Below are 24,843 nucleotides of genomic sequence, written 5' to 3' on the forward strand. Positions count from 1 at the left end.
GGCACTAGCTTGATAAAACGATATACGTGCAAAAATGGTGTAAGAATTGTATTGGAAAATATCCCAACTGTTCGATCTGTGGCCATTGGGGTTTGGATCGGAACGGGTTCTCGAAGTGAACACCCTGAAATTAATGGTGTATCACATTTTCTTGAACATATGTTTTTTAAAGGAACAAAAACAAGATCTGCTCGTGAAATTGCAGAAAGCTTCGACCGCATTGGGGGACAAGTAAATGCATTCACTTCTAAAGAATACACGTGCTACTATGCAAAAGTATTAGACGAACACGCAGATCAAGCACTCGATGTGCTAGCGGATATGTTCTTTAATTCTTCATTTGATGAAGAGGAATTAGCTCGTGAAAAAAATGTTGTATATGAAGAAATTAAAATGTATGAAGATACACCTGATGATATTGTACACGATTTATTAGGCAAAGCCGTATATGGCAATCATCCATTAGGCTATCCAATTTTAGGAACGGAAGATACGTTAAAAACATTTAACGGTGATTCGCTTCGTCAGTATATGGAGCAAATGTATATTCCCGAAAACATCGTTATTTCAGTAGCTGGAAACATTGATGAAAGTTTTATTCAGCAGGTGGAAAACTATTTTGGTACATATACGTCAAGTCATTCCGCTCATCAATATGTTCAGCCAGAGTTTCATACAAATCATATTGCGCGCAAAAAGGAAACAGAACAAGCTCATCTTTGCCTTGGCTTTAAAGGTTTGCCAATCGGCGGAGAAGATGTATATAGCTTAATTGTATTAAATAACGTGCTTGGCGGAAGTATGAGCAGTCGTTTGTTCCAAGAAGTCCGCGAACAGCGCGGCTTGGCTTATTCTGTTTTCTCTTATCATTCTTCTTATCGAGACAGCGGTCTTGTCACGATTTATGGGGGGACGGGAAGCCATCAGCTCGACGTATTATATGATACCGTTCAAGAAACGCTTTATGATCTGAAAGACAAAGGGATTACAGATAAAGAACTTTCTAACAGCAAAGAGCAGCTGAAAGGAAACTTAATGCTGAGCCTTGAAAGTACAAATAGCCGTATGAGCAGAAACGGAAAAAATGAGTTAATGCTAGGCTATCACCGTTCATTAGATGAGATTCTAGACCTTGTTAATGCCGTGACTAAAGATAGTGTAAATGGTCTTGCACGAGATATTTTCAAAGATGAATTTGCTCTTTCGCTAATAAGCCCGAGTGGAGATTTACCTAAAGGTTTTAAAGGAAAGTAAACAGTAAAAGTAAGGTTGGCTAAAATAATTGAGCCAGCCTTATTTTTTTGTCATTTTTTGTATGGTTGTTCAATAAATTAGATGAAAGGAGGGATTCTATGAGATTAAGCGAACTGAGTGGAAAAGAAATTGTAGATGTTAAGCGAGCAGAACGTTTGGGTATTTTAGGGCAAACGGATCTTGAAATTAATGAACATACGGGACAAATTAATGCGCTGATTATTCCATCTGTGAAGTGGTTTGGGTTTCGAAAGCAAGGAGATGAAGTGCGAGTGCCGTGGGGAAATATCGAAAAAATTGGTACAGATATGGTGATTGTAAATGTCCAGCAGCTAGAAGACATAAACAATGAGTCAACAAAATAAGAAACGAGATGCTTCCTGCATCTCGTTTCTTTTATTTTCAGGGATAAAGATTCACCGATTCCTGTGTGTTTACATAGTATGTTGAAGAAAAGCAATAGGCATTCTAGGGCGTAATGATAGCACTTTACATCTCGATGGTTTAAGCGAAAGATACATCTATTTAATGTTAAAGAAGGTGAAAATGAAACATGTTAACGGATTTGCACATAGCTGTAATTGGCGGTGATGCTAGGCAGCTTGAAGTCATTCGAAAATTAATTCAATTAGATGCAAAAACCTCTCTTATTGGTTTTGATCAGCTAGATCATGGTTTTACAGGTGCGACGAAATATCAGATAGAGGAGCTGGATTTTTCAGATGTTGACGCCATCATCCTTCCAGTGCCTGGAACAAATCACGAAGGGCAAGTAGATACTATTTTTTCAAATGAAAAAGTAGTGCTGACTGAAGAAATACTTAAAAAAACGCCTGAGCACTGCATTATTTATTCTGGTATTAGCAATGGGTATTTAAACGAATTAGTCAAAACGACAAACCGTAAACTCGTTCAGCTATTTGAGCGTGATGATGTAGCAATTTATAACTCTATTCCTACTGTTGAAGGTACCATCATGCTTGTTATTCAACATACGGATTTTACCATTCACGGTTCAAATATTTCTGTCCTAGGTTTAGGAAGAGTAGGAATGAGCGTGGCGAGGTCCTTTGCTGCACTCGGTGCCAATGTAAAAGTAGGAGCTAGAAAATCTGAACATTTAGCACGTATTGCTGAAATGGGTTTGCAACCTTTCTATCTTTCTGAACTCGATAAAGAAATTGCTGATAGTGATATATGTATTAACACCATTCCATACCCCATCTTAACGGCTAAGACATTATCTAATGTCCCGACCCATGCACTCATTATTGATTTAGCTTCAAAGCCTGGAGGAACCGATTTCCGCTATGCGGAAAAACGAGGAATTAAAGCTATTTTAGCACCAGGTCTTCCAGGAATTGTGGCTCCAAAAACAGCAGGTCAGATTGTCGCTAATGTATTAGTGAATTTATTAAAAGACGCTGCGGATGCGAGAGAGGAGAAAAAATAATGTCATTAAAAGGTAAAAGAATAGGATTCGGCTTGACCGGGTCTCACTGTACGTATGATGCGGTTATGCCGGAAATTGAAAAGCTTGTTAATTTGGGAGCAGAAGTGTTACCGGTCGTTTCTTACACTGTACAATCCACAAATACTCGTTTTGGAGATGGAGAAGACTGGGTGAAGAAAATTGAGGAATTAACGGGTCACGCCGTCATCAATACAATTGTAAAAGCAGAGCCTTTAGGACCAAAGATTCCGCTTGATTGTATGGTGGTTGCCCCAATCACTGGGAATACGATGAGTAAGTTTGCAAATGCAATGACTGAATCTCCGGTACTCATGGCAGCTAAAGCAACGCTTCGTAATAATAAGCCGGTGGTACTGGGAATTTCGACTAATGACGCACTAGGGCTAAATGGTGTAAACTTAATGAGGCTAATGGCGACTAAAAATATTTATTTTATTCCATTTGGTCAAGATGACCCGGTGCTTAAGCCGAATTCAATGGTAGCGCGTATGACGATGTTATCAGACACGGTGTACGCAGCGCTTGAAGATAAACAGATTCAGCCTGTTATTGTCGAAAGGTTCCGCGACGGTCAAGAGTCATAGGACATATATGCCTCTTGCTGTTGCATGAATCTATTCAATACTGCGGCTGTAAGAGAACTCTCAATCTCAAAGAAGAGAAGATTTTAAAAATCTTCTCTTCTTTGACGCAATGAAGCATAATAATATGTTAAAATAGTCAGTATATGCAGATAAATGTTGAGTAGTTGAAAATTGTTGGAGGCGGTATTAAAATGACAAGAGAATTACATGTAGCAGTAGTAGGAGCAACAGGTGCAGTAGGACAACAAATGATTAAAACCCTACAGGAGCGTAATTTTCCAGTTGGTAAATTAACGTTATTATCTTCAGCTCGTTCAGCTGGTAAAAAAGTGTTGTTTAACGGAGAAGAAGTTGTTGTGCAAGAAGCAACTCCTGATAGCTTTGAAGGCGTAGATATTGCTTTATTCAGTGCAGGCGGGAGTATTTCAAAAGCACTTGCACCAGAGGCAGTAAAACGCGGAGCAATCGTTGTAGACAACACAAGCGCTTATCGAATGGATGAAAATGTCCCGTTAGTTGTGCCGGAAGTGAATGAAGACGCATTACACGCACATAACGGAATCATTGCTAATCCAAACTGCTCCACAATTCAAATGGTTGCAGCATTACAGCCGTTGCGTGAAACATATGGCTTATCTAAAGTACTAGTATCAACGTATCAAGCCGTTTCTGGAGCAGGCGCTGCTGCAATTAATGAATTAAAAGAACAAGCTAAAGCTATTTTAGAAGAAAAAGAGTTTACACCGGAAATTTTACCGGTTGGTGGAGATAAAAAACATTATCAAATTGCTTTTAATGCCATTCCGCAAATTGATAAATTTCAAGATAACGGTTTTACATTTGAAGAAATGAAAATGATTAATGAAACGAAGAAAATTATGAGCATGCCTGAATTGCCAGTAGCTGCTACTTGTGTTCGTCTACCGGTTGTAACAGGTCATTCAGAGTCAGTGTACATTGAAATTGAAAAAGACGGTGTAACGGTAGCTGATGTGAAAAATTTATTGGCTGATGCACCTGGTATCGTATTGCAAGATGATCCAGAAAATCAAGTATATCCAATGCCAGCAGATTGTGTAGGTAAACGAGATGTGTTTGTCGGCCGTATTCGTAAAGATTTAGATCGCGATAACGGTTTCCATATGTGGATCGTTTCTGATAACTTGTTAAAAGGTGCAGCTTGGAATTCTGTACAAATTGCAGAATCACTTATTAAGCTTAGCTTAGTAAAATAAGCGCAACCAGAGTGTCTCGGAACATGATGAGGTGTAAGTATGAAAATAATCGTCCAAAAATTTGGAGGAACTTCCGTTCGTAACGAAGAAGGAAGAGCGAGAGCAATCTATCATTTAAATAATGCATTAAGTGAGGGTTACAAAGTAGTCGTTGTTGTATCGGCAATGGGACGAAAAGGTGAGCCGTATGCAACGGATACATTGCTTTCACTTGTTGATGGAAATAAAGCGTCTCTTAATAAACGTGAGCTTGATATGCTTATGGCATGCGGAGAATTAATTTCATCGGTTGTGTTTACGAATTTATTAAACGAAAATGGTATTAAAGCTACAGCGTTAAACGGTGCACAGGCCGGGTTTGTGACGAATGATGATTTTACCAATGCCAAGATACTAGAAATGAAATGCGATCGTTTGTTAAAAGAATTAGAAGAATATGATGTCGTTGTTGTAACAGGCTTTCAAGGTGCAACTACTGAAGGTGATACAACAACGCTTGGACGCGGAGGCAGCGATACATCTGCTTCAGCTTTAGGTGCAGCCCTTATGGCTGATTACATTGACATTTTCACAGATGTAGAAGGTGTGATGACAGCGGACCCGCGTATTGTAGAAGATGCAAGACCGCTATCCGTTGTCACATATAACGAAATATGCAACATGGCTTATCAAGGTGCAAAAGTAGTTCACCCACGTGCCGTAGAAATTGCCATGCAAGCAAAAGTACCGATGCGCGTCCGTTCCACGTATGCTGATTCAACAGGTACGCTCGTTACATCTCAAGGTGAAGCACAGCAGCGTGGAAGCGATGTACAAGAACGCCTTGTAACAGGCATCGCGCACGTATCCAACGTCACTCAAATTAAAGTTTTTAGTAAAGAAGGCCATTATGATACGCAAGCAGAAGTATTCAAAGCAATGGCACAAGAAAAAATCAGCGTAGATTTTATCAATATTTCACCGAAGGGTGTTGTATATACGGTAACAGATGAAGCAACTGACAAAGCGATTGATGTGCTTCATGCGCTGGGGTATGAGCCGGCTGTTATTCGCAACTGTGCCAAAGTGTCAACGGTTGGAGCAGGAATTGCAGGGGTGCCTGGTGTTACATCTAAAATTGTTACAGCCCTTTCTGGCGAAGGTATTCAGATTTTACAATCTGCTGACAGCCATACGACGATTTGGGTGCTTGTAAAAGAAGAGGATTTAAAGAAAGCCGTTAATGCTCTTCATGGTGCCTTTGACTTGTCAAAAGCACCGCAAAAGAGATAAACTACATGTTCCGTTAGCTATAAGCTAACGGTTCATTACATGAATAGGGATAATGCAATTTCAAGGAGTGAAAACATGATTGATTTTGGGAAAGTCGCCACAGCGATGGTAACGCCTTTTGATCATAAAGGAAATATTGATTTTGAAAAAACAACGCAGCTTATTAACTATTTAATCAGCAACGGTTCGGATGCGTTGGTTATTGCAGGAACAACGGGTGAATCTCCTACGCTTTCAACAGAAGAAAAGCTGGCGCTGTTCCGCCACTCAGTAAAGGTAGTAGATGGCCGTGTACCTGTTGTGGCTGGTACAGGAAGCAACAATACGTATGCATCAATTGAATTAACAAAAAAGGCAGAAGAAATCGGCGTAGATGCGATTATGATTGTAGCACCTTATTACAACAAGCCGAATCAGGAAGGCTTATATCAGCATTTTAAAACAATTGCTGAAAGTACAGAGCTGCCTGTCATGTTATACAATATTCCAGGGCGATCTGTGATCAATATGTCTGTTGATACAATTGTACGCCTAGCTGAACTGCCAAATGTTGTAGCGTTAAAAGATGCAAGCGGAGATCTTGACGCAATGACAGCTATTATCGCACAAACAAGCGATGATTTTGCTTTATACAGCGGTGATGATGGTTTAACACTACCGGTACTAGCAGTTGGAGGAACTGGTATTATTTCTGTTGCCTCTCACGTTATTGGGAATGAAATGCAAGAGATGGTTAAGCTGTATGAGTCGGGAAATCCGAAGGAAGCAGCAAAAATTCATCAGCGTATTGTACCTGTTATGAAATCTCTTTTTGCGGCTCCAAGTCCAACGCCTGTTAAAACAGCTTTACAGCTAAAAGGGTTAGACGTAGGATCGGTACGATTACCTTTAGTTCCGTTAACGGAAGAAGAACGCCAAACGTTAGTCAGCACATTAAATACGCTATAAGCTATAAGTATGTTTTTTAAACGTCTCTTCATTGACCGTATATACGAGTCGATGAAGAGACGTTTTTTTCTTATAAGATAATAGAAGAGCAGATGACGGAAATAGACGAATGAAATTTCTTGTATTCCAATTCTTACTTCAGTTATAATGTAAGCAAATGAAATTGAACGGGTGAAAGTAAGTAGGAGGAGCTTATGGTACTAGAAAAGACAGAAAATATTAAAATTTCAGCCTTGGGTGGAGTCGGAGAACTTGGAAAAAACATGTATGTGGTGGAAATCAATGAAAACATATATGTGTTAGATGCAGGATCAAAGTTTCCGGGAGGGGAAATGTTAGGAATTGATATTGTCATTCCGGACATTACATATTTAGTAGAAAATCAGCAGAACGTAAAAGGCATATTTGTTACTCATGGACACGAAGAACAAATTGGCGCTATTCCCTTTATACTTCAAAAATTGGATGTGCCTGTATATGGTACAGAATTAACGCTAGCACTTATCAAAGAAAAGTTAAAAGAATATGGAATTAAAAAATATGAAGCTTTACATCCTATCACTTCGTCAACGGTTTTATCGTTTGAAGGAGTAGATATTTCATTTTTCAGAACGCAGCACAGCATCCAAGATTCAGTCGGTATTTGTTTACAAACAAATCAAGGTGCGATTGTATATACAGGTGATTTTAAATTTGATCAAAATTCAGTCAGCATTCAAAGCGCTGATATTGGAAAAATGGCTGCCATTGGGGAACAAGGCGTGCTGTGTTTGCTTTCAGACAGTACAAATGCGGATAAGCCGGGCTATACAGTTTCCGAAGCCGTCATTGGACAAAATATTACCGACGCTTTTTATAAAAGCAAAGGTCGAATCATTGTTGCTGCATACAGTTCCAATCTGCACCGTATTCAGCAAATCATTCATGCCGCATATCAGCACGGCCGCAATCTGATCGTTATGGAAAAAAATATGCTGAAAATCATTGATATTGCAGCAAAACTTGGACATTTGCAGCTGCCTGAGGATTTAATTGTTCCTGTGCAAAAGCTAAAAGATCTTTCAGAACATGAAACGGTTATTTTAACAACAGGTCATCACGGAGAGCCGATTTTAGGTCTTACTCGAATGGCTAAACAGTCCCATAAATTTATTCAAATCAAACAAGATGATACGGTCCTGCTGGCTGCTACACCTGTGGCGGGGCACGAAACGACCTTTTCAAAAACAATTGACGTCATCTTTCGTTTAGGAGCAAGCGTAGTGTTTGCTCAGAAGAAAGTGCAGGCTTCCGGACACGGCAGTCAAGAAGAATTAAAATTTATGATTAACTTAACAAAGCCGAAATATGTCATGCCTGTGAATGGAGAGTATCGAAAACAAAAAGCTTATGCAAAGCTGGCCGGTCAATTAGGAATATCAGAAGATCATATTTGTTTGCTTGAAAAAGGCGAGCGAGTTGAGTTTAAAGATGCTCGCATGTACCCTAGCGGTTCTATTCAAGCAGGAAATACACTTATTGATGGACTAGGCGTCGGTGATATTGGAAATATCGTTCTGAGAGACCGCAGGCTGCTGTCACAGGACGGAATCTTAACGGTAGTAGTTACGATTAATAAACGCCAAAAAACGGTAGTAGCGGGGCCAGAAATCATCTCCCGCGGATTCGTCTATGTAAGAGAATCAGAAAAGCTTTTAGAAGAAGCAACGAAGATTGTTCAGCAAATTTTAGAAAAGTGTATGGAAGACAAAGTGATCGAGTGGTCTTCATTAAAATTAAAAATGAGAGAAAGTTTAAATCAATTTCTATATGAAAAAACCCGTCGTAAACCGATGATTTTACCGATTATTATGGAAATCTAATGTGAAGCCTTCCCGCTGGGAAGGCTTTTTATTTGCAGCTGATGCGGATGTAATAACTATGAGAAGTTCATACTACTACTATCAATAAGTGAAAGGAGCTAGAATATGTTTGAAAATAACGAAAGATTACATTCTGATGAAGCGCCTCAGCAGCCTAATAAAAATGAAGAAAGCAAGGGCGGGATATTAGATAAAATTCAACAATTAGGACAGACCAACGTGGCTCAGCTTCCTCAGGATTCTAATATTCACTGTTTAACGATTGTAGGACAAATAGAAGGGCACATGCAGCTGCCTCCTCAAAACAAAACGACAAAATATGAGCATGTCATCCCGCAAATTGTGGCGATCGAACAAAATCCAAAAATTGAAGGATTGCTTATTATTTTGAATACAGTAGGTGGAGATGTAGAAGCGGGTCTTGCAATTGCTGAAATGATTGCTTCGTTATCCAAGCCTTCTGTGTCCATTGTGTTAGGAGGCGGACATTCAATCGGTGTTCCAATTGCGGTTTCAACTGATTATTCGTATATTGCCGGTACAGCGACCATGACCATTCACCCTATTCGCTTAACAGGTCTTGTTATTGGTGTACCGCAAACATTTGAATACTTAGATAAAATGCAAGAGCGCGTGATTAACTTTGTGAGAGAACACTCTCATATTTCAGAAGAAAAGTTTAAAGAACTTATGTTTTCAAAAGGGAACTTAACGCGTGATATCGGGACAAATGTAGTTGGCGGAGATGCTGTTTCATACGGGTTAATTAACGAAGTAGGCGGAGTTGCTCAAGCGATCAAAAAGTTGAATGAACTGATTGAGCAAGGACGTCAGAATGAGGAGCAGCTGCTGCAATGATTTTGTATACAATGATGCCGCAAGAACTAATCTTTCAGCAGTCTTATCAACAAGAACAATCTCAGCCAAAGCTTATTAGCCATAATGGAATCCCGGTTATTGTTGAAGAAAATGAACAAAAGCAACAGCAAATTGTGAGGATTTTAAGCACGAATCCTCAAGATTATTTGAATGAAAATTATTATCCTGGTCAAATTTTGTCGTAAGGATTTCAGTATAATTATGGTGAATATGGTATAATGAATATGACGAAGAAGGCAGCCGCTGTATTGGCTGCTTTTTTATTCAACTGATAAAAGAAACAAAATCAACATAGAGCGTTGGACGTTGATTGGAGTGGAAAAATGGCAAAGAAAAAACGAAGAGGTCAAATAAAAAAGGATGAATGGAAACGCATATTGCGCTTTGAGCTTATTGGCTTATTTTTATTAGCATTAACGTTAATTGCCATGGCAGGACTTGGTGCTGTAGGACAGGCCCTTGTACTAGTGGTCCGCTTATTTATTGGCGAATGGTATATGCTGTGTTTAATCGGAATGGCTATTCTATCTGTTTATATTATTTGGAAAAGGGAAATGCCTCCTTTAGTGACGCGGCAGCTTATCGGTACATATCTCATTATTTTATCTATTTTACTGTTTAGTCATGTTACGTTATTTGAAAATTTATCAAAAAACGGAACGTTTACAGATCCGTCTGTCATTATGAACACGTGGGATTTGTATATGCTCGAAGCAACGGGCCAATCGAATCACAGTGATTTAGGCGGAGGGATGATAGGAGCTATTATGTTTGCCATGTTCTACTATCTATTTGATAGCTTAGGAACAGAACTTATCGCTGCCTTGCTTATTGTGATTGGAGTACTGCTTATTACCGGACGTTCGCTTCACGAAACGGTATTAAAACTTTTGTCACCTCTAGTGAATTTTTTAACAACGGAGTTAAAAGAAGGCTGGCAAGATATTCAGACGTGGAAACATAAAAAGAAAAAAGCTCCCAAAACAACAAAAAAGAGACGCCAAGAAAAAGCTGTTCAAGAGCCTGAAGAAAGCATGGACATAGAAGTAGAAGCACCTTCGCCTCCAATTATTGAACACTTTGACTACGGAGAGGAAGAGTCTAGTCAACCTCCTGCTGCTCCTATAGCTCCGGTGCCGCCGGTTGTGGAATCGAAGCCTGTAGCTGCTGCACCGCAACAGCCAAGGCCGCAAAAGGAACAGGAAGAAGAAAAAGCTCCTATGATTACATTTACTGAAACGGAAAATAAAGAGTATGAGCTTCCTCCTATCAAGCTATTAACGATGCCAAAGAAAAGCAACCAGGCAAAAGAGCATAAAAACATTTATAAAAATGCCGAAAAACTTGAAAAAACGTTTCAAAGCTTCGGCGTAAAAGCAAAAGTGGCAAAAGTTCACCTTGGACCAGCTGTTACAAAATATGAAGTATATCCTGATGTAGGAGTAAAAGTAAGTAAGATTGTTAATTTAAGTGATGATCTAGCACTTGCATTAGCTGCCAAAGATATTCGGATTGAAGCTCCAATTCCCGGGAAATCAGCGGTAGGAATTGAAGTGCCGAATGAAGAAGTAGCGATGGTTTCACTTAGAGAAGTACTTGAAGCAACTGAAAATAACCGACCGGATAAAAAGCTATTAGTTGGTTTAGGAAGAGATATTTCAGGTGAAGCTGTGCTAGCAGAGCTTAATAAAATGCCTCATATGCTTGTAGCAGGGGCAACCGGAAGCGGAAAAAGTGTATGTATCAACGGTATTATTATTAGTATTTTAATGAGGACAAAGCCTCATGAAGTAAAATTAATGATGATTGACCCTAAAATGGTTGAGCTCAATATGTACAATGGTATTCCGCATTTATTGGCTCCTGTTGTAACGGATCCGAAAAAAGCTTCTCAAGCCTTAAAGAAAGTTGTAAATGAAATGGAGCGACGTTATGAGCTGTTTTCACACAGCGGAACGAGAAACATTGAAGGATATAACGATTTAGTAAAACGTATGAATGACGATGGAGACGCCGATGCAAAACAGCCGACTCTTCCTTATATTGTGGTGATTGTCGATGAGTTGGCTGACTTGATGATGGTTGCTTCATCTGATGTAGAAGATTCGATCACACGTCTTGCTCAAATGGCTCGTGCTGCCGGCATTCATTTGATTATTGCTACACAGCGACCATCAGTAGATGTTATTACGGGAGTTATTAAAGCTAACATTCCTTCCCGAATCGCTTTTAGTGTATCTTCACAAACTGACTCTCGTACGATCTTAGATATGGGAGGAGCTGAAAAGCTTCTAGGAAGAGGAGATATGCTGTTCATGCCTGTTGGAGCTTCAAAACCTGTGCGTGTGCAAGGTGCCTTTTTATCAGATGAAGAAGTAGAAGAGATTGTTGATTTTGTAATTGCACAGCAAAAAGCGCAGTATCAAGAAGAAATGATTCCAACCGATGCTCCTGAACAAGTTGATGATTTTGCAGATGAGCTATATGACGAAGCGGTACAGCTTGTAGCAGAAATGCAAACAGCTTCTGTTTCTATGCTGCAGCGACGCTTTCGAATTGGCTATAACCGGGCTGCGCGCTTAATCGATGCAATGGAAGAGCGTGGAGTGGTGGGACCTTATGAAGGAAGTAAGCCGCGTTCCGTCCTGATTTCTCAGCAGAATGAGGATGTTGGATCTTAATAATGTTACTAGAAAAGATGACTTGCATATGTGCAAGTCATCTTTTTTATGAAACGACAGAGAGGAAGAATAGTATCATACAAAAATATGTCATGCTAAATAAATGAAATAAAAACGAATATTAAAAAATTTAATGACTAAAATGTTTGGTTTTTATCTAATATTAGAAGAAAAGCAGGTTGTTAGGTATGCTGACATTAAAAAATAACAAAAATTCATTTTTTTAAAAAAATATTAAAAATTTTAATAAAAAATTAATATAACCTATTTATTTATCTGTCGAAAAATGATATATTATTTTCGATTAAGTAGTCGAACATCAGAGGTCTGATGACTTTTTAATATGGAGGAAGAGTGATGTCTATACGTGCGGATAATCGGCACTTGTATTTACAAGTGATTGATAAAATTAAACAAAATATAGAAAAAGGAATTTTTAAAGAAAAGGAAAGACTCCCTTCAGAGTTTGATTTATCAAAGCAGCTAGGGGTTAGCCGCGCAACGCTACGTGAGGCACTTCGCATACTAGAAGAAGAGAATATTATTGTTCGCAGACACGGCGTGGGAACATTTGTCAACACGAAGCCTACTTTTTTGTCAGGGATTGAGCAACTAAATAGTATAACACATATGATTGAACAAGCCGGTATGAAGGCTGGAACAATCTTCTTATCTTCTCAAATACAAGAGTTGTCTGAAAATGATTTAACACGTTTTGCATGCGGGGAAGACGAACAGATTTTATTTGTTGAACGGGTGAGAACGGCAAACGGAGAGCCGGTTGTATATTGCATGGACAAGGTTCCTCAAAGAATATTGCCTGAAAATTTTGAATATAAACAAGAGTCTTTGCTAGAAATTCTTGAAAAACAAGCAGGAAAGCACATTGCATACGCCGTGGCAAACATTGAGCCTCTAGGCTATCATGAAAAAGTTTCTCCTATTTTACAATGCGAGCCAGAAACCGCGTTGCTTGTACTGAAACAAATGCATTATGACCAGCATGATGAACCCATTTTATATTCCATCAATTATTTTAAAGCAGATCAATTTAGTTTCCAAGTACTGCGTAAACGCGTCTAGTTTTTTTTGTGGTTAAATGTCAGAAAATTTCCAACTGTTTAACATTGTCCTTTTAAGGAGGTGTCAAATGTAGGTCACAAGGACGAAATAGAAAATTGGCTTTATACTTTTAAAACTATTCAGGGGGTTAAAACATGTTAAAACGTAAAACGGGACTTGCATTATCACTAGTATTAGCGGCAGGAACACTTTTAAGTGCGTGTGGCTCAGACGACGCAGGTAAGAGCGGCGGAGATAAAAAAGCGGCAGATTTTAAAGTGGGAATGGTAACAGATACGGGCGGGGTAGACGATAAATCGTTTAACCAATCTGCTTGGGAAGGTCTGACAAAGTTTGGGAAAGATAACGGACTTGATGAAGGGACTGGATATAAGTATTTGCAGTCTACAAAAGCGTCTGAATACGAGAGCAATCTTTCTAAATTTGCTGAGAGTGGCTACAACTTGACGTATGGAATTGGCTTTTTGTTAAAAGAAGATATTAAAAAAGCAGCAAAGCAGTATCCAGACGCTAACTTTGCATTAGTAGACGATACGCTAAAGTCAGAGAACTTAGATAACGTGGCAAGCATTCTATTTAAAGAAGAGCAAGGCTCTTTCTTAGTAGGTGTAGTAGCAGCTAAACAAACGAAAACGAACAAAATCGGCTTTATCGGAGGTGTTGAATCTCCATTAATCAAGAAGTTTGAAAACGGATTTAAAGCAGGTGTTAAATCTGTAAACCCAGATGCTGAAGTTATCTCTCAATACGCAGAAAGTTTTAACTCTCCAGAAAAAGGTTCAGCTATTGCTTCTACTATTTACAGCAAAGGAGCCGATATTATTTATCAAGCGGCTGGCGGTACTGGAAACGGCGTATTTACAGAAGCTAAAAACCGTTCAAAAGGCGGTAAGGATAAAAAGGTTTGGGTAATTGGAGTTGACCGCGATCAGCATGAAGAAGGTATGCCTGAAAACGTAACGTTAACGTCGATGGTTAAACGCGTTGACTTGGCTGTAGAAGATGTTGCAAAAAAAGCAATGGACGATAAATTCCCAGGTGGTAAAGAAGTTGTGTTTGGCTTAAAAGAAGACGGAGTAGGAATTGCCCCATCACAAGATAATGTAAGTAAAGATGCGTTAAAAGCAGTTGATGAGTATAAGCAAAAGATTCTAGACGGTGACATTACAGTGCCTCAAACGGATAAAGAATTTAAAGAGTTTGAAAAAACGCTAAAAAAATAAGCTGACGTCTGTTAAGCAATGATTATATGAGTATAAAAGGCTAGTGAAAACTAGCCTTTTTCATAGCCAAAAAACCGAAGACAGAATCCTGTAGCAGGCAGGAATAGGGAGTGAAAGCAGTGGAATATGTTATTGAAATGCTAGATATTCGCAAAGAGTTTCCCGGTATTGTCGCTAATGACAATATTACACTCCAAGTGAAAAAGGGAGAAATTCATGCTTTGTTAGGGGAAAATGGTGCAGGTAAGTCAACGCTGATGAACGTTTTATTTGGACTTTATCAGCCTGAAAAAGGGCAGATTCGTGTAAACGGCCAAGAAGTCAAAATCACGGACCCTAACGTAGCGAACGACTTAGGAATTGGAATGGTTCATCAGCACTTCATGCTTGTTCAAAACTTTACAGTAACAGAAAATATTATTCTTGGGAACGAACCGACGCGAACGGGGAAAATCAACATTAAAAAAGCAGCTCAAGATATTCAAGAGCTTTCAAATCAATATGGATTATCGGTAGATCCATATGCGAAGATTCAAGATATCTCAGTTGGCATGCAGCAGCGAGTGGAAATTTTAAAAACGCTTTACAGAGGAGCCGATATTCTTATTTTTGATGAACCTACTGCCGCCTTAACACCTCAAGAAATTACGGAATTAATTCAAATTATGAAAAAGTTAATTCAAGAAGGAAAGTCAATTATTTTAATTACGCATAAATTAAAAGAAATTATGTCAGTGTGCGACCGCTGTACAATTATTCGAAAAGGTGTGGGAGTTGGCACGGTAAATGTGCAAGAAACGAACCCTGATGAACTTGCCGCTTTAATGGTAGGAAGAGAAGTTCATTTTAAAACTGAAAAGAAAACAGCGACTCCAACAGAAGCTGTGTTAACAATAAAAGAATTAGTAGTAGAAGACAGCCGAGGAGTAGAGGCTGTAAGTTCACTTAATCTAAGCGTTCGAGCAGGCGAAATTGTAGGCATCGCGGGTGTAGATGGAAATGGTCAAACAGAGCTGATTGAGGCAATTACGGGTCTGAGAAAAATAAAGTCGGGTTCGATCACATTAAAAAATCAAGAGCTGTCTACGTTATCCACTCGTAAAATTACGGAGTCAGGAGTAGGACATATTCCGCAGGATCGCCATAAGCACGGACTGGTATTAGATTATACAATTGGTGAAAATATCGGTCTTCAAACGTATTATCAAAAGCCGATGTCTAAATCAGGTATTTTGAATTATAAAGAGCTGTATAAAAAAGCAAAAGAGTTAATTGCAGAATATGATGTGCGAACGCCTAGTGAATATACGCAAGCGCGGTCGCTATCGGGCGGAAATCAGCAAAAAGCCATTATTGCCCGTGAAGTAGACCGCAGTCCGGAACTATTAATTGCAGCTCAGCCAACGAGGGGGCTTGATGTAGGAGCCATTGAATTTATTCATAAAAAGCTGATTGAAGAACGAGATAAAGGACGGGCAGTGCTGCTCGTTTCGCTAGAACTAGATGAAGTAATGAATCTAAGCGATCGCATTGCGGTTATTTATGAAGGGGAAATAGTCGACATTGTAGATCCAAAAGAAACCAATGAACAAGAGTTAGGATTATTAATGGCAGGCGGTACGCGTGAGAAAGCGGGTGGAACAGCATGAATAAACTTGTGAAAAATGAACGTGTAATGATGATTTTGATTCCTGTTGTATCGGCCATATTAGGACTCATTGCCGGAGCGGTTATTATGTTACTAGGCGGCTATGATCCGATGCTTGGCTATCAATCTCTTTTTGACGGGATGTTTGGAACGCCAAAAGCCATTGGAGAAACGATTCGTGCCATGACTCCTCTTGCTCTGGCTGGTATTGCGGTTGCGTTTGCTTATAAAACCGGTCTCTTTAACATTGGAGTAGAAGGACAGCTTTTAGTTGGCTGGTTGGCTTCAGTATGGGTTGGGTATGCTTTTGATTTACCAGCAGTCATTCATATTCCTTTAGCTGTATTAGCAGCAGCTGCAGCTGGAGCAGTTTGGGCGTTTATTCCAGGGTTTTTAAAAGCAAAATTTCATGTTCATGAAGTAATTGTTTCCATCATGATGAACTATATTGCCCTTTATACAACGAGCAGCTTAATCCGTACGTATTTATACGCGGGTAATGAAAAATCGTATGATATTAAAGAATCGGCATCTTTAGCATCAAGCTTTTTAGCACAGTTAACCAATAACTCTCGCCTTCATTACGGCATTCTTATTACCATCGCTGCAGCCGTCGTAATGTGGTTTATTTTGAATAAAACAGCTAAGGGCTTCGAGCTAAGAGCTGTTGGTTTTAATCAACATGCTTCACAGTATGCAGGAATGAATGTAGGCCGAAACATTGTGTTATCCATGGCGATTTCAGGCGCTTTTGCCGGGCTTGCCGGGGCAATGGAAGGGCTTGGAACATTTCAGTATATGGGTACATTCACTGCGTTTACAGGTACGGGATTTGACGGTATCGCCGTAGCCCTTTTAGGAGCTAACAGTGCAATTGGAATTTTATTAGCTTCATTCTTTTTCGGAGGATTGCAAACTGCGGCTCCTCAAATGAACTTTATGACAGGCGTACCGTCTGAATTAATTCAAATTGTCATTGCGCTTATTATCTTTTTTGTTGCATCTAGTTATTTAATTCGCTGGGTGCTTGGCCGTGCAGGCAAGGGGGGAGCAAAATGAACTTCTTAGAGGTGTTAGCCATTATTATTCCAGCGGCGCTTTATTCAGCTGCACCGCTGATCTTTACCGCGCTCGGAGGGATATTTAGTGAACGTTCCGGGGTCGTGAACATTGGATTAGAAGGGCTGATGATGTTTGGCGCGTTCACAGGTATTGTTTCAACCCTTTTACTTCAGGATTCATTAGGTGCTTGGGCCCCGTGGGTAGCGATAGTAATTGCGGCTGTTGTTTGCGCTGTGTTCTCGCTGATTCATGCTGTTGCAAGTATTACATTAAAAGCAGATCAAACTGTAAGCGGGGTAGCGCTGAATTTTCTAGCTGCGGGTCTTTCAATCTTTTTAATCAAAAAGATTTTTGGGAAAGGACAAACAGATTTTATCCAATTCCGTATCGATAAAGTAAGTATTCCAGGTCTATCAGACATTCCAGTAATCGGTAAAATTCTGTTTTCGAATGTTCCTATTACGTCTTATATTGCAATTGTGCTAGCTTTTGCTGTATGGTACATCATTTATAAAACGCCGTTTGGTCTTCGTCTTCGTTCAGTTGGTGAACACCCAATGGCAGCAGACACAATGGGGATCAAAGTTGTGAGAATGCGTTACGTGGGGGTTATGATTTCTGGCATGTTCGCTGGAATCGGCGGAGCCGTGTATGCTACGTCTATCGCTACAAACTTTGCAGCAGGAACGATTGCTGGACAAGGGTTCCTTGCTATTGCAGCTATGATTTTTGGGAAATGGCATCCTATTGGTGCTTTAGGTGCAGCCATGTTTTTCGGATTAGCACAGTCTTTGAGTATCACGGGAGCTCAGATTCCGGTTATTCAAGATATCCCATCCGTCCTTTTAACTATTGCACCGTACGTATTAACAATCTTAGCACTTACTGGTTTTGTAGGACGTGCTGAGGCTCCTAAAGCGCTAGGCGTTCCTTACGAAAAAGGCCGCCGCTAATAAATCCACTATATAAGGTCTAACAATGACTAAATTTGGATAAATATAGAAGGTGGAGACAAAGAAATCATATTCTTTTCTCCGCCTTTTTTTCATTGAGAGAAAGAATATGAAAAGAAATGAGGAAGCGCGCGGCAAGTTACTTGAAAATGTTTCCTTGAATTCGATATAGTGGTTATAAGACTAAAATTAGCGTTAAAGATTCAAAATAGAAGTATTGTCTAGTTAATACATCAAAATTTAAAAGGAGGTTTATATATGAAATTATTGACTGAACAAAAACATGAACTAGAAGGATTGACTGTTCATACCATTCAAACAGCTAAGTATAAAACAAACACGTTCATTTTAAAACTAAATGCCCCTTTAGATAAGAAAACGGTGACAATGCGTGCCCTTTTACCTTATGTGCTTCAAAGCGCTACCGAGTCGCTGCCGTCTACGACAAAGCTTCGTACATATTTAGATGAGCTTTATGGTGCTACTTTACAAGTAGACTTAACAAAAAAAGGTGATAACCACGATATTACGATTCGCATTGATATAGCGAACGAAAAATATTTGAAAGATTCAACTCCGCTTTTGCAAAAAGCGTTAGCGCTTCTTGGCGATATTTTATTAAAGCCTGCAGTTGAAGGGGACTCTTTTTTAAAGGATATTATGACAAAAGAAAAGCGTTCGCTTCGTCAGAGAATTCAAGCCGTATTTGATGATAAAATGCGCTATGCTAATTTAAGACTAGTTGAAGAAATGTGTAAAGAAGAACCTTACTCTTTACATGTAAACGGTCAAATTGACGACGTGGAAGAAATTACAGGTGAAAGTTTGTACGCCTATTATCAGCAGGTGTTAAAAGAAGATGCCATTCACCTTTATGCTATTGGAGATTTGCAAGTCGAAGAGGTTTTACAAACAGTAAAAGAAACATTTACGTTACCAAAGCGCGAGCAAAAAGACATTGAAGATTCTATTACGTCTAAAGATATCTCAAAAGTAAATGAAGTAGTGGAAAAACAAGAAGTAAAACAAGGGAAATTAAATATTGGCTACCGCACAAATGTTGTATACGGAGATAGGCAGTATTTTGCTCTGCAAGTATTTAACGGTATATTCGGAGGTTTCTCACATTCTAAGCTATTTATCAATGTGCGTGAAAAAGCAAGCTTAGCCTATTATGCCGCTTCAAGGGTAGAAAGTCATAAGGGGTTACTGATGGTGATGTCGGGTATTGATGCTAAAAATTACGACCAAGCCGTGACCATTATTAAAGAACAAATGCAGGAGATGAAGCAAGGGTCGTTCACAGACGGCGAAATCGCTCAAACAAAAGCCGTCATTCACAATCAGCTGCTTGAAACGGTGGATACTCCACGAGGACTAGTAGAGGTTATGTATCATAATGAATTAACAGGCAAAGACATTTCAATTGACGAATACTTAAAGCATATTGATGCGGTATCTAAGCAGGAAATTATTAAAGTGGCTGAGAAAATTGAAATGGATACAATTTATTTCTTAACAGGAACGGGCGGTGAAGAAAATGGAGAAAATTGAATTTTCGCAGCTTCAGGAACAGCTGTATCATGAAAAAATGGATAACGGGCTACAGGTATATATTTTGCCAAAGCCGGAGTTTAACAAAACGTTTGCTACCTTTACAACGAACTACGGATCGATTGACAATCAATTCGTACCGCTAAATGAAAATGAAATGACAAAAGTTCCGGACGGAATCGCACACTTTTTAGAGCATAAATTATTTGAAAAAGAAGACGGGGATGTCTTTCAGCAGTTTAGTAAACAAGGCGCTTCGGCCAATGCATTTACTTCTTTTACCCGCACAGCTTACTTATTCAGCTGTACGTCAAATTTTGAAGAAAACCTTGAAACATTAGTGGACTTTGTACAAGAGCCGTACTTCTCAGAAAAAACGGTCGAAAAAGAAAAAGGCATTATCGGTCAAGAAATTACAATGTATGACGACAATCCGGACTGGCGCTTGTATTTTGGCACCATTCAAAATATGTACAAAAACCACCCTGTTAAAATTGATATTGCCGGCACGATTGAATCGATTTCACATATTAATAAAGATTTGCTGTATACATGCTATGAAACATTCTACCATCCAAGCAACATGCTGTTGTTCATTGTAGGTCCTGTTGATGCGGAAAAGGTAATGAAGCAAGTTCGAGACAATCAGCAGAAAAAAGATTATAAAGAAATCTCTGACATACAGCGTCATTTTGACGAAGAGCCTGAAACGGTGGATCAAGAAAAACAAGTACTAAAAATGCCGGTGCAGTCTTCTAAATGTATGGTGGGTCTAAAAGCGAAAAACCCGCAGCGTTCAGGTGGAGAAATGCTTAAATATGAGTTAGCAATGAATATTATTTTAGATTACGCATTTGGTAAAAGCTCTTCGTACTATGAGGAGTTATATGCAGACGGGCTCATTGATGAAACATTTGCTTATGATTATACGGAGGAAAGAGGATTTGGTTTTGCTCTTATCGGAGGAGATACGGACCAACCGGAGCAGCTGTATGATCGAGTTAAACAAATTTTACTTGAAATGAAAACAAAATCACTAACAGAAGAAGAACTTGAGCGTATCCGTAAAAAGAAAATCGGCGGGTTTTTACGTTCATTAAACTCACCTGAGTTTATAGCTAATCAGTTTACACGCTATGCATTTAATGATATGAATTTATTTGATATTGTTGAAACGCTGGAAAAACTGAAGGTGAACGAAATAAAAGATGTGCTAAACGAGATTATTGATGAAAAGAACTTTACGGTTTGTGAAGTAGTACCTAAATAAAGATGATTGTTGCCAAAAAAGCTGATGTTCATCAGCTTTTTTGCATGTAAAGGAGAGAAGGTTATGGAGAAATTTGCCCTTGTGACAGGTGCAAGCGGAGGAATTGGCACAGCGATTGCCAAGCAATTGGCTAAGGAAGGATATTCGCTTATTTTGCATTACCATCAACGAAGAGACAGAATAGAGGCGCTTGCACATGAGCTTGCGGAAAAGGTAAAAACCGTGTTTACGGTACAAGCGGATTTATCATGCAAAGAGGGAGTGGAGAAGTTTTTAGAGGAAATTATTGTTCCGGTAGAAGTTATTATTCATAACAGCGGACGAAGCGTTAGCGGGTTAATGACAGATACTCCGGCAAAAGAAACTGAAGAAATGATCTATCTTCACATCACGGCTCCCTTTGTTATTACCAAAGCTTTATTACCTAAAATGATTAGTGCTAAAAGCGGACAAATCATCATGATTTCTTCCATTTGGGGACTTACAGGAGCTTCATTTGAAGTCCTTTATTCCATGGTAAAAGGTGCACAAAATACGTTTGTAAAAGCTTTGGCAAAAGAGGTTGCACTAAGTGGGGTTCGAGTAAATGGAGTTGCCCCCGGAGCGATTGAAACGGATATGATGGCCAGCTATTCAAAAGAAGAGGTTAAAGAGCTGGCTGAAGAGATCCCTTTAGGAAGAATAGGATATCCAAAAGAAGTGGCAGATGCCGTTTCATATTTAATATCTTCACGAGCTTCCTACATAACGGGACAAATATTATCGGTTAATGGCGGTTGGTACATATAAAGTGTGCATAAAATCAAAAACACGGTACAAACTATGATATGAATAAACCTTAAGGAGGGCTACTCATGTCAGTATTAGAAAGCTGGGATAGCTGGAAAGATTTTTTAGGCGACCGTTTACATCATGCGCAAAACGAAGGAATGCAAGAAGAAGTTATTCATGATCTTGCTTATCAAATTGGTGGATATTTAGCAAACCAAGTTGATGCAAAAAATGATCAAGAGCGAATTTTAGCAGACCTTTGGAGTGTTGCTTCTAAAGAAGAGCAGCATGCGATTGCGAGCAGCATGGTGAAATTAGTTCAAAATAACGGATCAGTAAAATAAGTTATCGTTTCTAAAAAGGAGCTAATTCACCGCGTGTGAAAGCTCCTTTTTTCTTAGAATTAAATAGTACAAATAAATAAGCGCTTACATACATAACAAATGTAGAACTACTTGTCTTTAGGGTTTATAATATAATGGAAATCATTTATAGTTAAACTAGGTGAAAAAAAGGGGGCACCTCTCGAAGGCCAGCCAAGAAATGGGAGGGGTTTGATGGAGAAAATTGAGTGGTATTTAGAATATCAAATACAAAAAAATCGTCCAGGTCTTTTAGGTGATATTTCATCGCTTCTTGGAATGTTGTCAATTAATATTGTCACAATTAATGGAGTGGATGATATTCGCCGTGGATTATTGCTGCGCTGTGATTCACATGAGCAAATAGACAGGCTTGAATCTATTTTGAAAACAATGGATAATATCATTGTGACAAAAATGAGACCGCCTAAATTGCGTGACAAGTTAGCAGTGCGTCACGGTCGCTATATTCAGCGGGACGCAGATGATAAAAAGACGTTCCGTTTCGTAAGAGATGAATTAGGTTTGCTCGTAGATTTTATGGCGGAACTGTTTAAACAAGACGGTCATAAGCTTATCGGCATTCGAGGTATGCCGCGAGTAGGCAAAACCGAATCCATTGTAGCAGCTAGCGTATGTGCGAACAAAAGGTGGCTTTTTGTGTCTTCTACACTCTTAAAACAAACGATTCGCAGTCAGCTTATTGCTGACGAATACAACGCTGATAATATTTTTATTATTGACGGGATTGTATCGACAAAACGAGCGAATGAAAAGCACTGGCAGCTTGTTCGAGAAGTAATGAATGTACCCGCGACAAAAATTGTGGAGCATCCGGATGTATTTGTACAAAATACCGAGTATTCGTTAGATGATTTTGCCTACATTATTGAAATAAGAAACGACCCCAATGAGAAAATTACATATGAAATAATGGAAGGTCCTCAAATGTTTCAAGACGGTGGATTATCGATGTTTGATTTTTAGCATAATTGGTAGGTGTTAGCATTGACAGAGTTAGGACAAAGGTTAAGACAAGAACGAGAAAGCAAAGGATTGTCGTTAGAGGATTTACAAAAACTAACGAAAATTCAAAAACGCTATTTACTTGGCATTGAAGAAGGCAATTATGAGGTTATGCCTGGGAAATTTTACGTACGAGCGTTTATTAAGCAATACTGCGAAGCAATTGGGTTGGACACAGATGCTATCTTTGAAGAATACAAATCAGACATTCCTTCAACTCAAACAGAAGACATGCCGCAGCAGCTTTCGCGCGTTCGCAGCCGCAAAGAAATTCCTCAGCATACAAAAGGAGTTTCAAAAGCATATGACTACCTTCCAACTGTTCTAGTGGTGGCGGGAGTTGTAGTTGTTGGGATTATTATTTGGGTAATCGCTCAAAATATCGTCTCGGATAAAAACAAGGAGCAGGCTAACCAAGAAGCTCCAAACAGTGAAGTTCAGCAGTCTAACACGCAGGAAGAAACGAATGAAACTACTGCAAAAAATGACAATAGCAAGTCAGAAGATGAACAAAGTGCTGCTGATAAGAAAGAACAAGAAAAAGAAAAAGCTGAAAAAGAAAAAGCCGCAAAAGAAAAAGCTGAGAAAGAAAAAGCGGAAAAAGAAAAGAAAGACAGCGGTAAACAAGAATACAAGGAAGTTCAAAAAACAGGCAGAAGTGCTACGTATGCTCTTTCCGGTACAGATGCATTTAATCTAGAAGTAACATCCACTCAAGCAGATACTTGGTTAGATGTGAAAAATGGAAAAGGGAATGCCTTCTTTAGCTCCATTCTAAAAAAAGGTGAAACAAAAGAATTTGATTTGACGAAAGAAACTGAAGCTCGTGTCAACATCGGTTATTCACCTGGAGTAGAGTTAAAAGTAAATGGAAAAGCGGTTGACTTGCCGTTTGATTCATCCAAGCAAGTTCGACAAGTTGTAACGATTCAATATCAGCCGGCAGAAGCACAGTAAACAGCCTGTTTTAAAAAGTGATCAGGGTGTAAATAAAGATAATATGTGAATTAATTACTCATTCACGCTATAATAAAACCAAAGCCGTGCAAACAACTTCGTTTGCACGCTTTCAGTTTGTAACAGTAATTGGAGGCAGAAGAAGTGAATTTACCAAACAAGATTACCATTTCGCGAATTTTTCTAATTCCCGTATTCCTCATTTTTATGATGGTGCCGCTACCATTCGGTACAGTGGAGGCAGCAGGAAAAGAGATCCCGATCGCTCACCTATTAGGGGCAGCATTATTTATTATTGCATCTACAACAGACTGGATAGACGGATACTATGCTCGAAAGTACGATTTAGTCACGAACTTGGGCAAATTTTTAGATCCACTAGCAGACAAGCTATTGGTTTCAGCTGCGCTTGTAGCTATTGTTGACTTAGATTTAATTGCAGGTGCAGGATGGGCTGCTATCATCATTATTAGCCGTGAATTTGCTATCACAGGTTTAAGACTTGTACTAGCAGGGGAAGGGGAAGTTGTAGCAGCAAATATGTTAGGTAAAATTAAAACATGGACTCAAATTTTAGCTATTTCAGCTATTCTGTTGTATAACTTGCCTTTTGAATGGGTTTCCATTCCATTTGCTAGCGTAATGCTTTGGATCTCAGTGATTTTTACGGTTATTTCAGGCTGGGACTACTTTGCTAAAAACAAACAGGCTTTTGTTAACTCAAAATAAGTAAGATGGAGATGAT

Annotated in this window: 23 protein-coding genes; all 23 read left to right on the plus strand. The window is 39.1% G+C overall.

What is annotated here, in order from left to right:
- Nucleotides 1–9: 9 nt before the first annotated feature.
- The 23 genes from ACFX4E_RS03800 (at nt 10) to pgsA (ending at nt 24,827) form a co-directional block, all read left to right on the plus strand.
- The gene (locus tag ACFX4E_RS03800; protein ID WP_028410845.1) at nt 10–1,254 is read left to right on the plus strand and encodes a M16 family metallopeptidase; all 1,245 of its coding nucleotides are present in this window, start codon (nt 10–12) and stop codon (nt 1,252–1,254) included.
- Nucleotides 1,255–1,352: 98 nt separating this feature from the next.
- On the plus strand, nt 1,353–1,619 hold the full coding sequence (locus tag ACFX4E_RS03805; RefSeq protein ID WP_028410846.1) for a YlmC/YmxH family sporulation protein: 267 nt from the start codon (nt 1,353–1,355) through the stop codon (nt 1,617–1,619).
- A 188-nt stretch (nt 1,620–1,807) separates the two neighbouring features.
- The gene (gene dpaA, locus ACFX4E_RS03810) at nt 1,808–2,707 is read left to right on the plus strand and encodes a dipicolinic acid synthetase subunit A (protein WP_013058826.1); all 900 of its coding nucleotides are present in this window, start codon (nt 1,808–1,810) and stop codon (nt 2,705–2,707) included.
- Nucleotides 2,707–3,312, plus strand: a complete 606-nt coding sequence (locus ACFX4E_RS03815) for a dipicolinate synthase subunit B (protein WP_013058825.1) — start codon at nt 2,707–2,709, stop codon at nt 3,310–3,312. Before dpaA ends, ACFX4E_RS03815 begins: the two co-directional genes overlap by 1 nt.
- 191 nt (nt 3,313–3,503) lie before the next feature.
- On the plus strand, nt 3,504–4,547 hold the full coding sequence (gene asd / locus ACFX4E_RS03820; RefSeq protein ID WP_013058824.1) for an aspartate-semialdehyde dehydrogenase: 1,044 nt from the start codon (nt 3,504–3,506) through the stop codon (nt 4,545–4,547).
- Between the two features lie 39 nt (nt 4,548–4,586).
- Nucleotides 4,587–5,819 carry an aspartate kinase gene (gene dapG / locus ACFX4E_RS03825; protein ID WP_013084757.1) on the plus strand — a complete coding sequence of 411 codons (1,233 nt, stop codon included), beginning with the start codon at nt 4,587–4,589 and terminating at the stop codon, nt 5,817–5,819.
- Nucleotides 5,820–5,894: 75 nt separating this feature from the next.
- Nucleotides 5,895–6,767, plus strand: coding sequence for a 4-hydroxy-tetrahydrodipicolinate synthase (dapA, locus tag ACFX4E_RS03830; protein WP_028410848.1), 873 nt, complete (start codon nt 5,895–5,897; stop codon nt 6,765–6,767).
- 194 nt (nt 6,768–6,961) lie between these two features.
- Complete coding sequence (locus ACFX4E_RS03835) at nt 6,962–8,629, plus strand: ribonuclease J (RefSeq protein WP_098331914.1); 1,668 nt, start codon at nt 6,962–6,964, stop codon at nt 8,627–8,629.
- A 105-nt stretch (nt 8,630–8,734) separates the two neighbouring features.
- A complete protein-coding gene (locus ACFX4E_RS03840; protein ID WP_013058820.1) occupies nt 8,735–9,487 on the plus strand; it encodes a ClpP family protease in 753 nt (250 codons plus the stop codon).
- A complete protein-coding gene (locus tag ACFX4E_RS03845) occupies nt 9,484–9,693 on the plus strand; it encodes a YlzJ-like family protein (RefSeq protein WP_025750284.1) in 210 nt (69 codons plus the stop codon). Before ACFX4E_RS03840 ends, ACFX4E_RS03845 begins: the two co-directional genes overlap by 4 nt.
- Before the next feature lie 138 nt (nt 9,694–9,831).
- Complete coding sequence (locus tag ACFX4E_RS03850) at nt 9,832–12,189, plus strand: FtsK/SpoIIIE family DNA translocase (RefSeq protein WP_098249191.1); 2,358 nt, start codon at nt 9,832–9,834, stop codon at nt 12,187–12,189.
- A gap of 357 nt (nt 12,190–12,546) precedes the next feature.
- The gene (locus ACFX4E_RS03855) at nt 12,547–13,272 is read left to right on the plus strand and encodes a GntR family transcriptional regulator (protein WP_028410851.1); all 726 of its coding nucleotides are present in this window, start codon (nt 12,547–12,549) and stop codon (nt 13,270–13,272) included.
- A 134-nt stretch (nt 13,273–13,406) separates the two neighbouring features.
- Nucleotides 13,407–14,495, plus strand: a complete 1,089-nt coding sequence (locus ACFX4E_RS03860) for a BMP family lipoprotein (RefSeq protein WP_013058816.1) — start codon at nt 13,407–13,409, stop codon at nt 14,493–14,495.
- 119 nt (nt 14,496–14,614) lie between these two features.
- A complete protein-coding gene (locus ACFX4E_RS03865; RefSeq protein WP_098965777.1) occupies nt 14,615–16,144 on the plus strand; it encodes an ABC transporter ATP-binding protein in 1,530 nt (509 codons plus the stop codon).
- Entirely contained in the window at nt 16,141–17,202 is a 1,062-nt protein-coding gene (locus ACFX4E_RS03870; protein ID WP_014458483.1) for an ABC transporter permease, read from the plus strand. Before ACFX4E_RS03865 ends, ACFX4E_RS03870 begins: the two co-directional genes overlap by 4 nt.
- Nucleotides 17,199–18,158 (plus strand): ABC transporter permease, encoded by a 960-nt coding sequence (locus tag ACFX4E_RS03875; protein ID WP_028410853.1) that lies wholly within the window; start codon nt 17,199–17,201, stop codon nt 18,156–18,158. The genes ACFX4E_RS03870 and ACFX4E_RS03875 overlap by 4 nt, the downstream gene beginning before the upstream one ends.
- A gap of 258 nt (nt 18,159–18,416) precedes the next feature.
- A complete protein-coding gene (yfmF, locus tag ACFX4E_RS03880) occupies nt 18,417–19,712 on the plus strand; it encodes an EF-P 5-aminopentanol modification-associated protein YfmF (RefSeq protein WP_013058812.1) in 1,296 nt (431 codons plus the stop codon).
- Complete coding sequence (gene yfmH / locus ACFX4E_RS03885) at nt 19,699–20,982, plus strand: EF-P 5-aminopentanol modification-associated protein YfmH (RefSeq protein WP_025750276.1); 1,284 nt, start codon at nt 19,699–19,701, stop codon at nt 20,980–20,982. The genes yfmF and yfmH overlap by 14 nt, the downstream gene beginning before the upstream one ends.
- 63 nt (nt 20,983–21,045) lie before the next feature.
- Nucleotides 21,046–21,771, plus strand: coding sequence for an elongation factor P 5-aminopentanone reductase (ymfI, locus tag ACFX4E_RS03890; protein WP_334037595.1), 726 nt, complete (start codon nt 21,046–21,048; stop codon nt 21,769–21,771).
- Between the two features lie 65 nt (nt 21,772–21,836).
- Nucleotides 21,837–22,097, plus strand: a complete 261-nt coding sequence (locus ACFX4E_RS03895) for a DUF3243 domain-containing protein (RefSeq protein ID WP_028410855.1) — start codon at nt 21,837–21,839, stop codon at nt 22,095–22,097.
- 213 nt (nt 22,098–22,310) lie between these two features.
- Nucleotides 22,311–23,102: a DUF3388 domain-containing protein gene (locus ACFX4E_RS03900; RefSeq protein WP_013058808.1), complete on the plus strand. Its 792-nt coding sequence runs from the start codon at nt 22,311–22,313 to the stop codon at nt 23,100–23,102.
- Between the two features lie 12 nt (nt 23,103–23,114).
- Nucleotides 23,115–24,098, plus strand: coding sequence for a helix-turn-helix domain-containing protein (locus ACFX4E_RS03905; RefSeq protein ID WP_223546233.1), 984 nt, complete (start codon nt 23,115–23,117; stop codon nt 24,096–24,098).
- A 144-nt stretch (nt 24,099–24,242) separates the two neighbouring features.
- The gene (pgsA, locus tag ACFX4E_RS03910; protein ID WP_013058806.1) at nt 24,243–24,827 is read left to right on the plus strand and encodes a CDP-diacylglycerol--glycerol-3-phosphate 3-phosphatidyltransferase; all 585 of its coding nucleotides are present in this window, start codon (nt 24,243–24,245) and stop codon (nt 24,825–24,827) included.
- Nucleotides 24,828–24,843 lie beyond the last annotated feature (16 nt).

The organism is Priestia sp. YIM B13491, from assembly GCF_042787605.1.
GTDB classification, from domain to species: domain Bacteria; phylum Bacillota; class Bacilli; order Bacillales; family Bacillaceae_H; genus Priestia; species Priestia megaterium_E.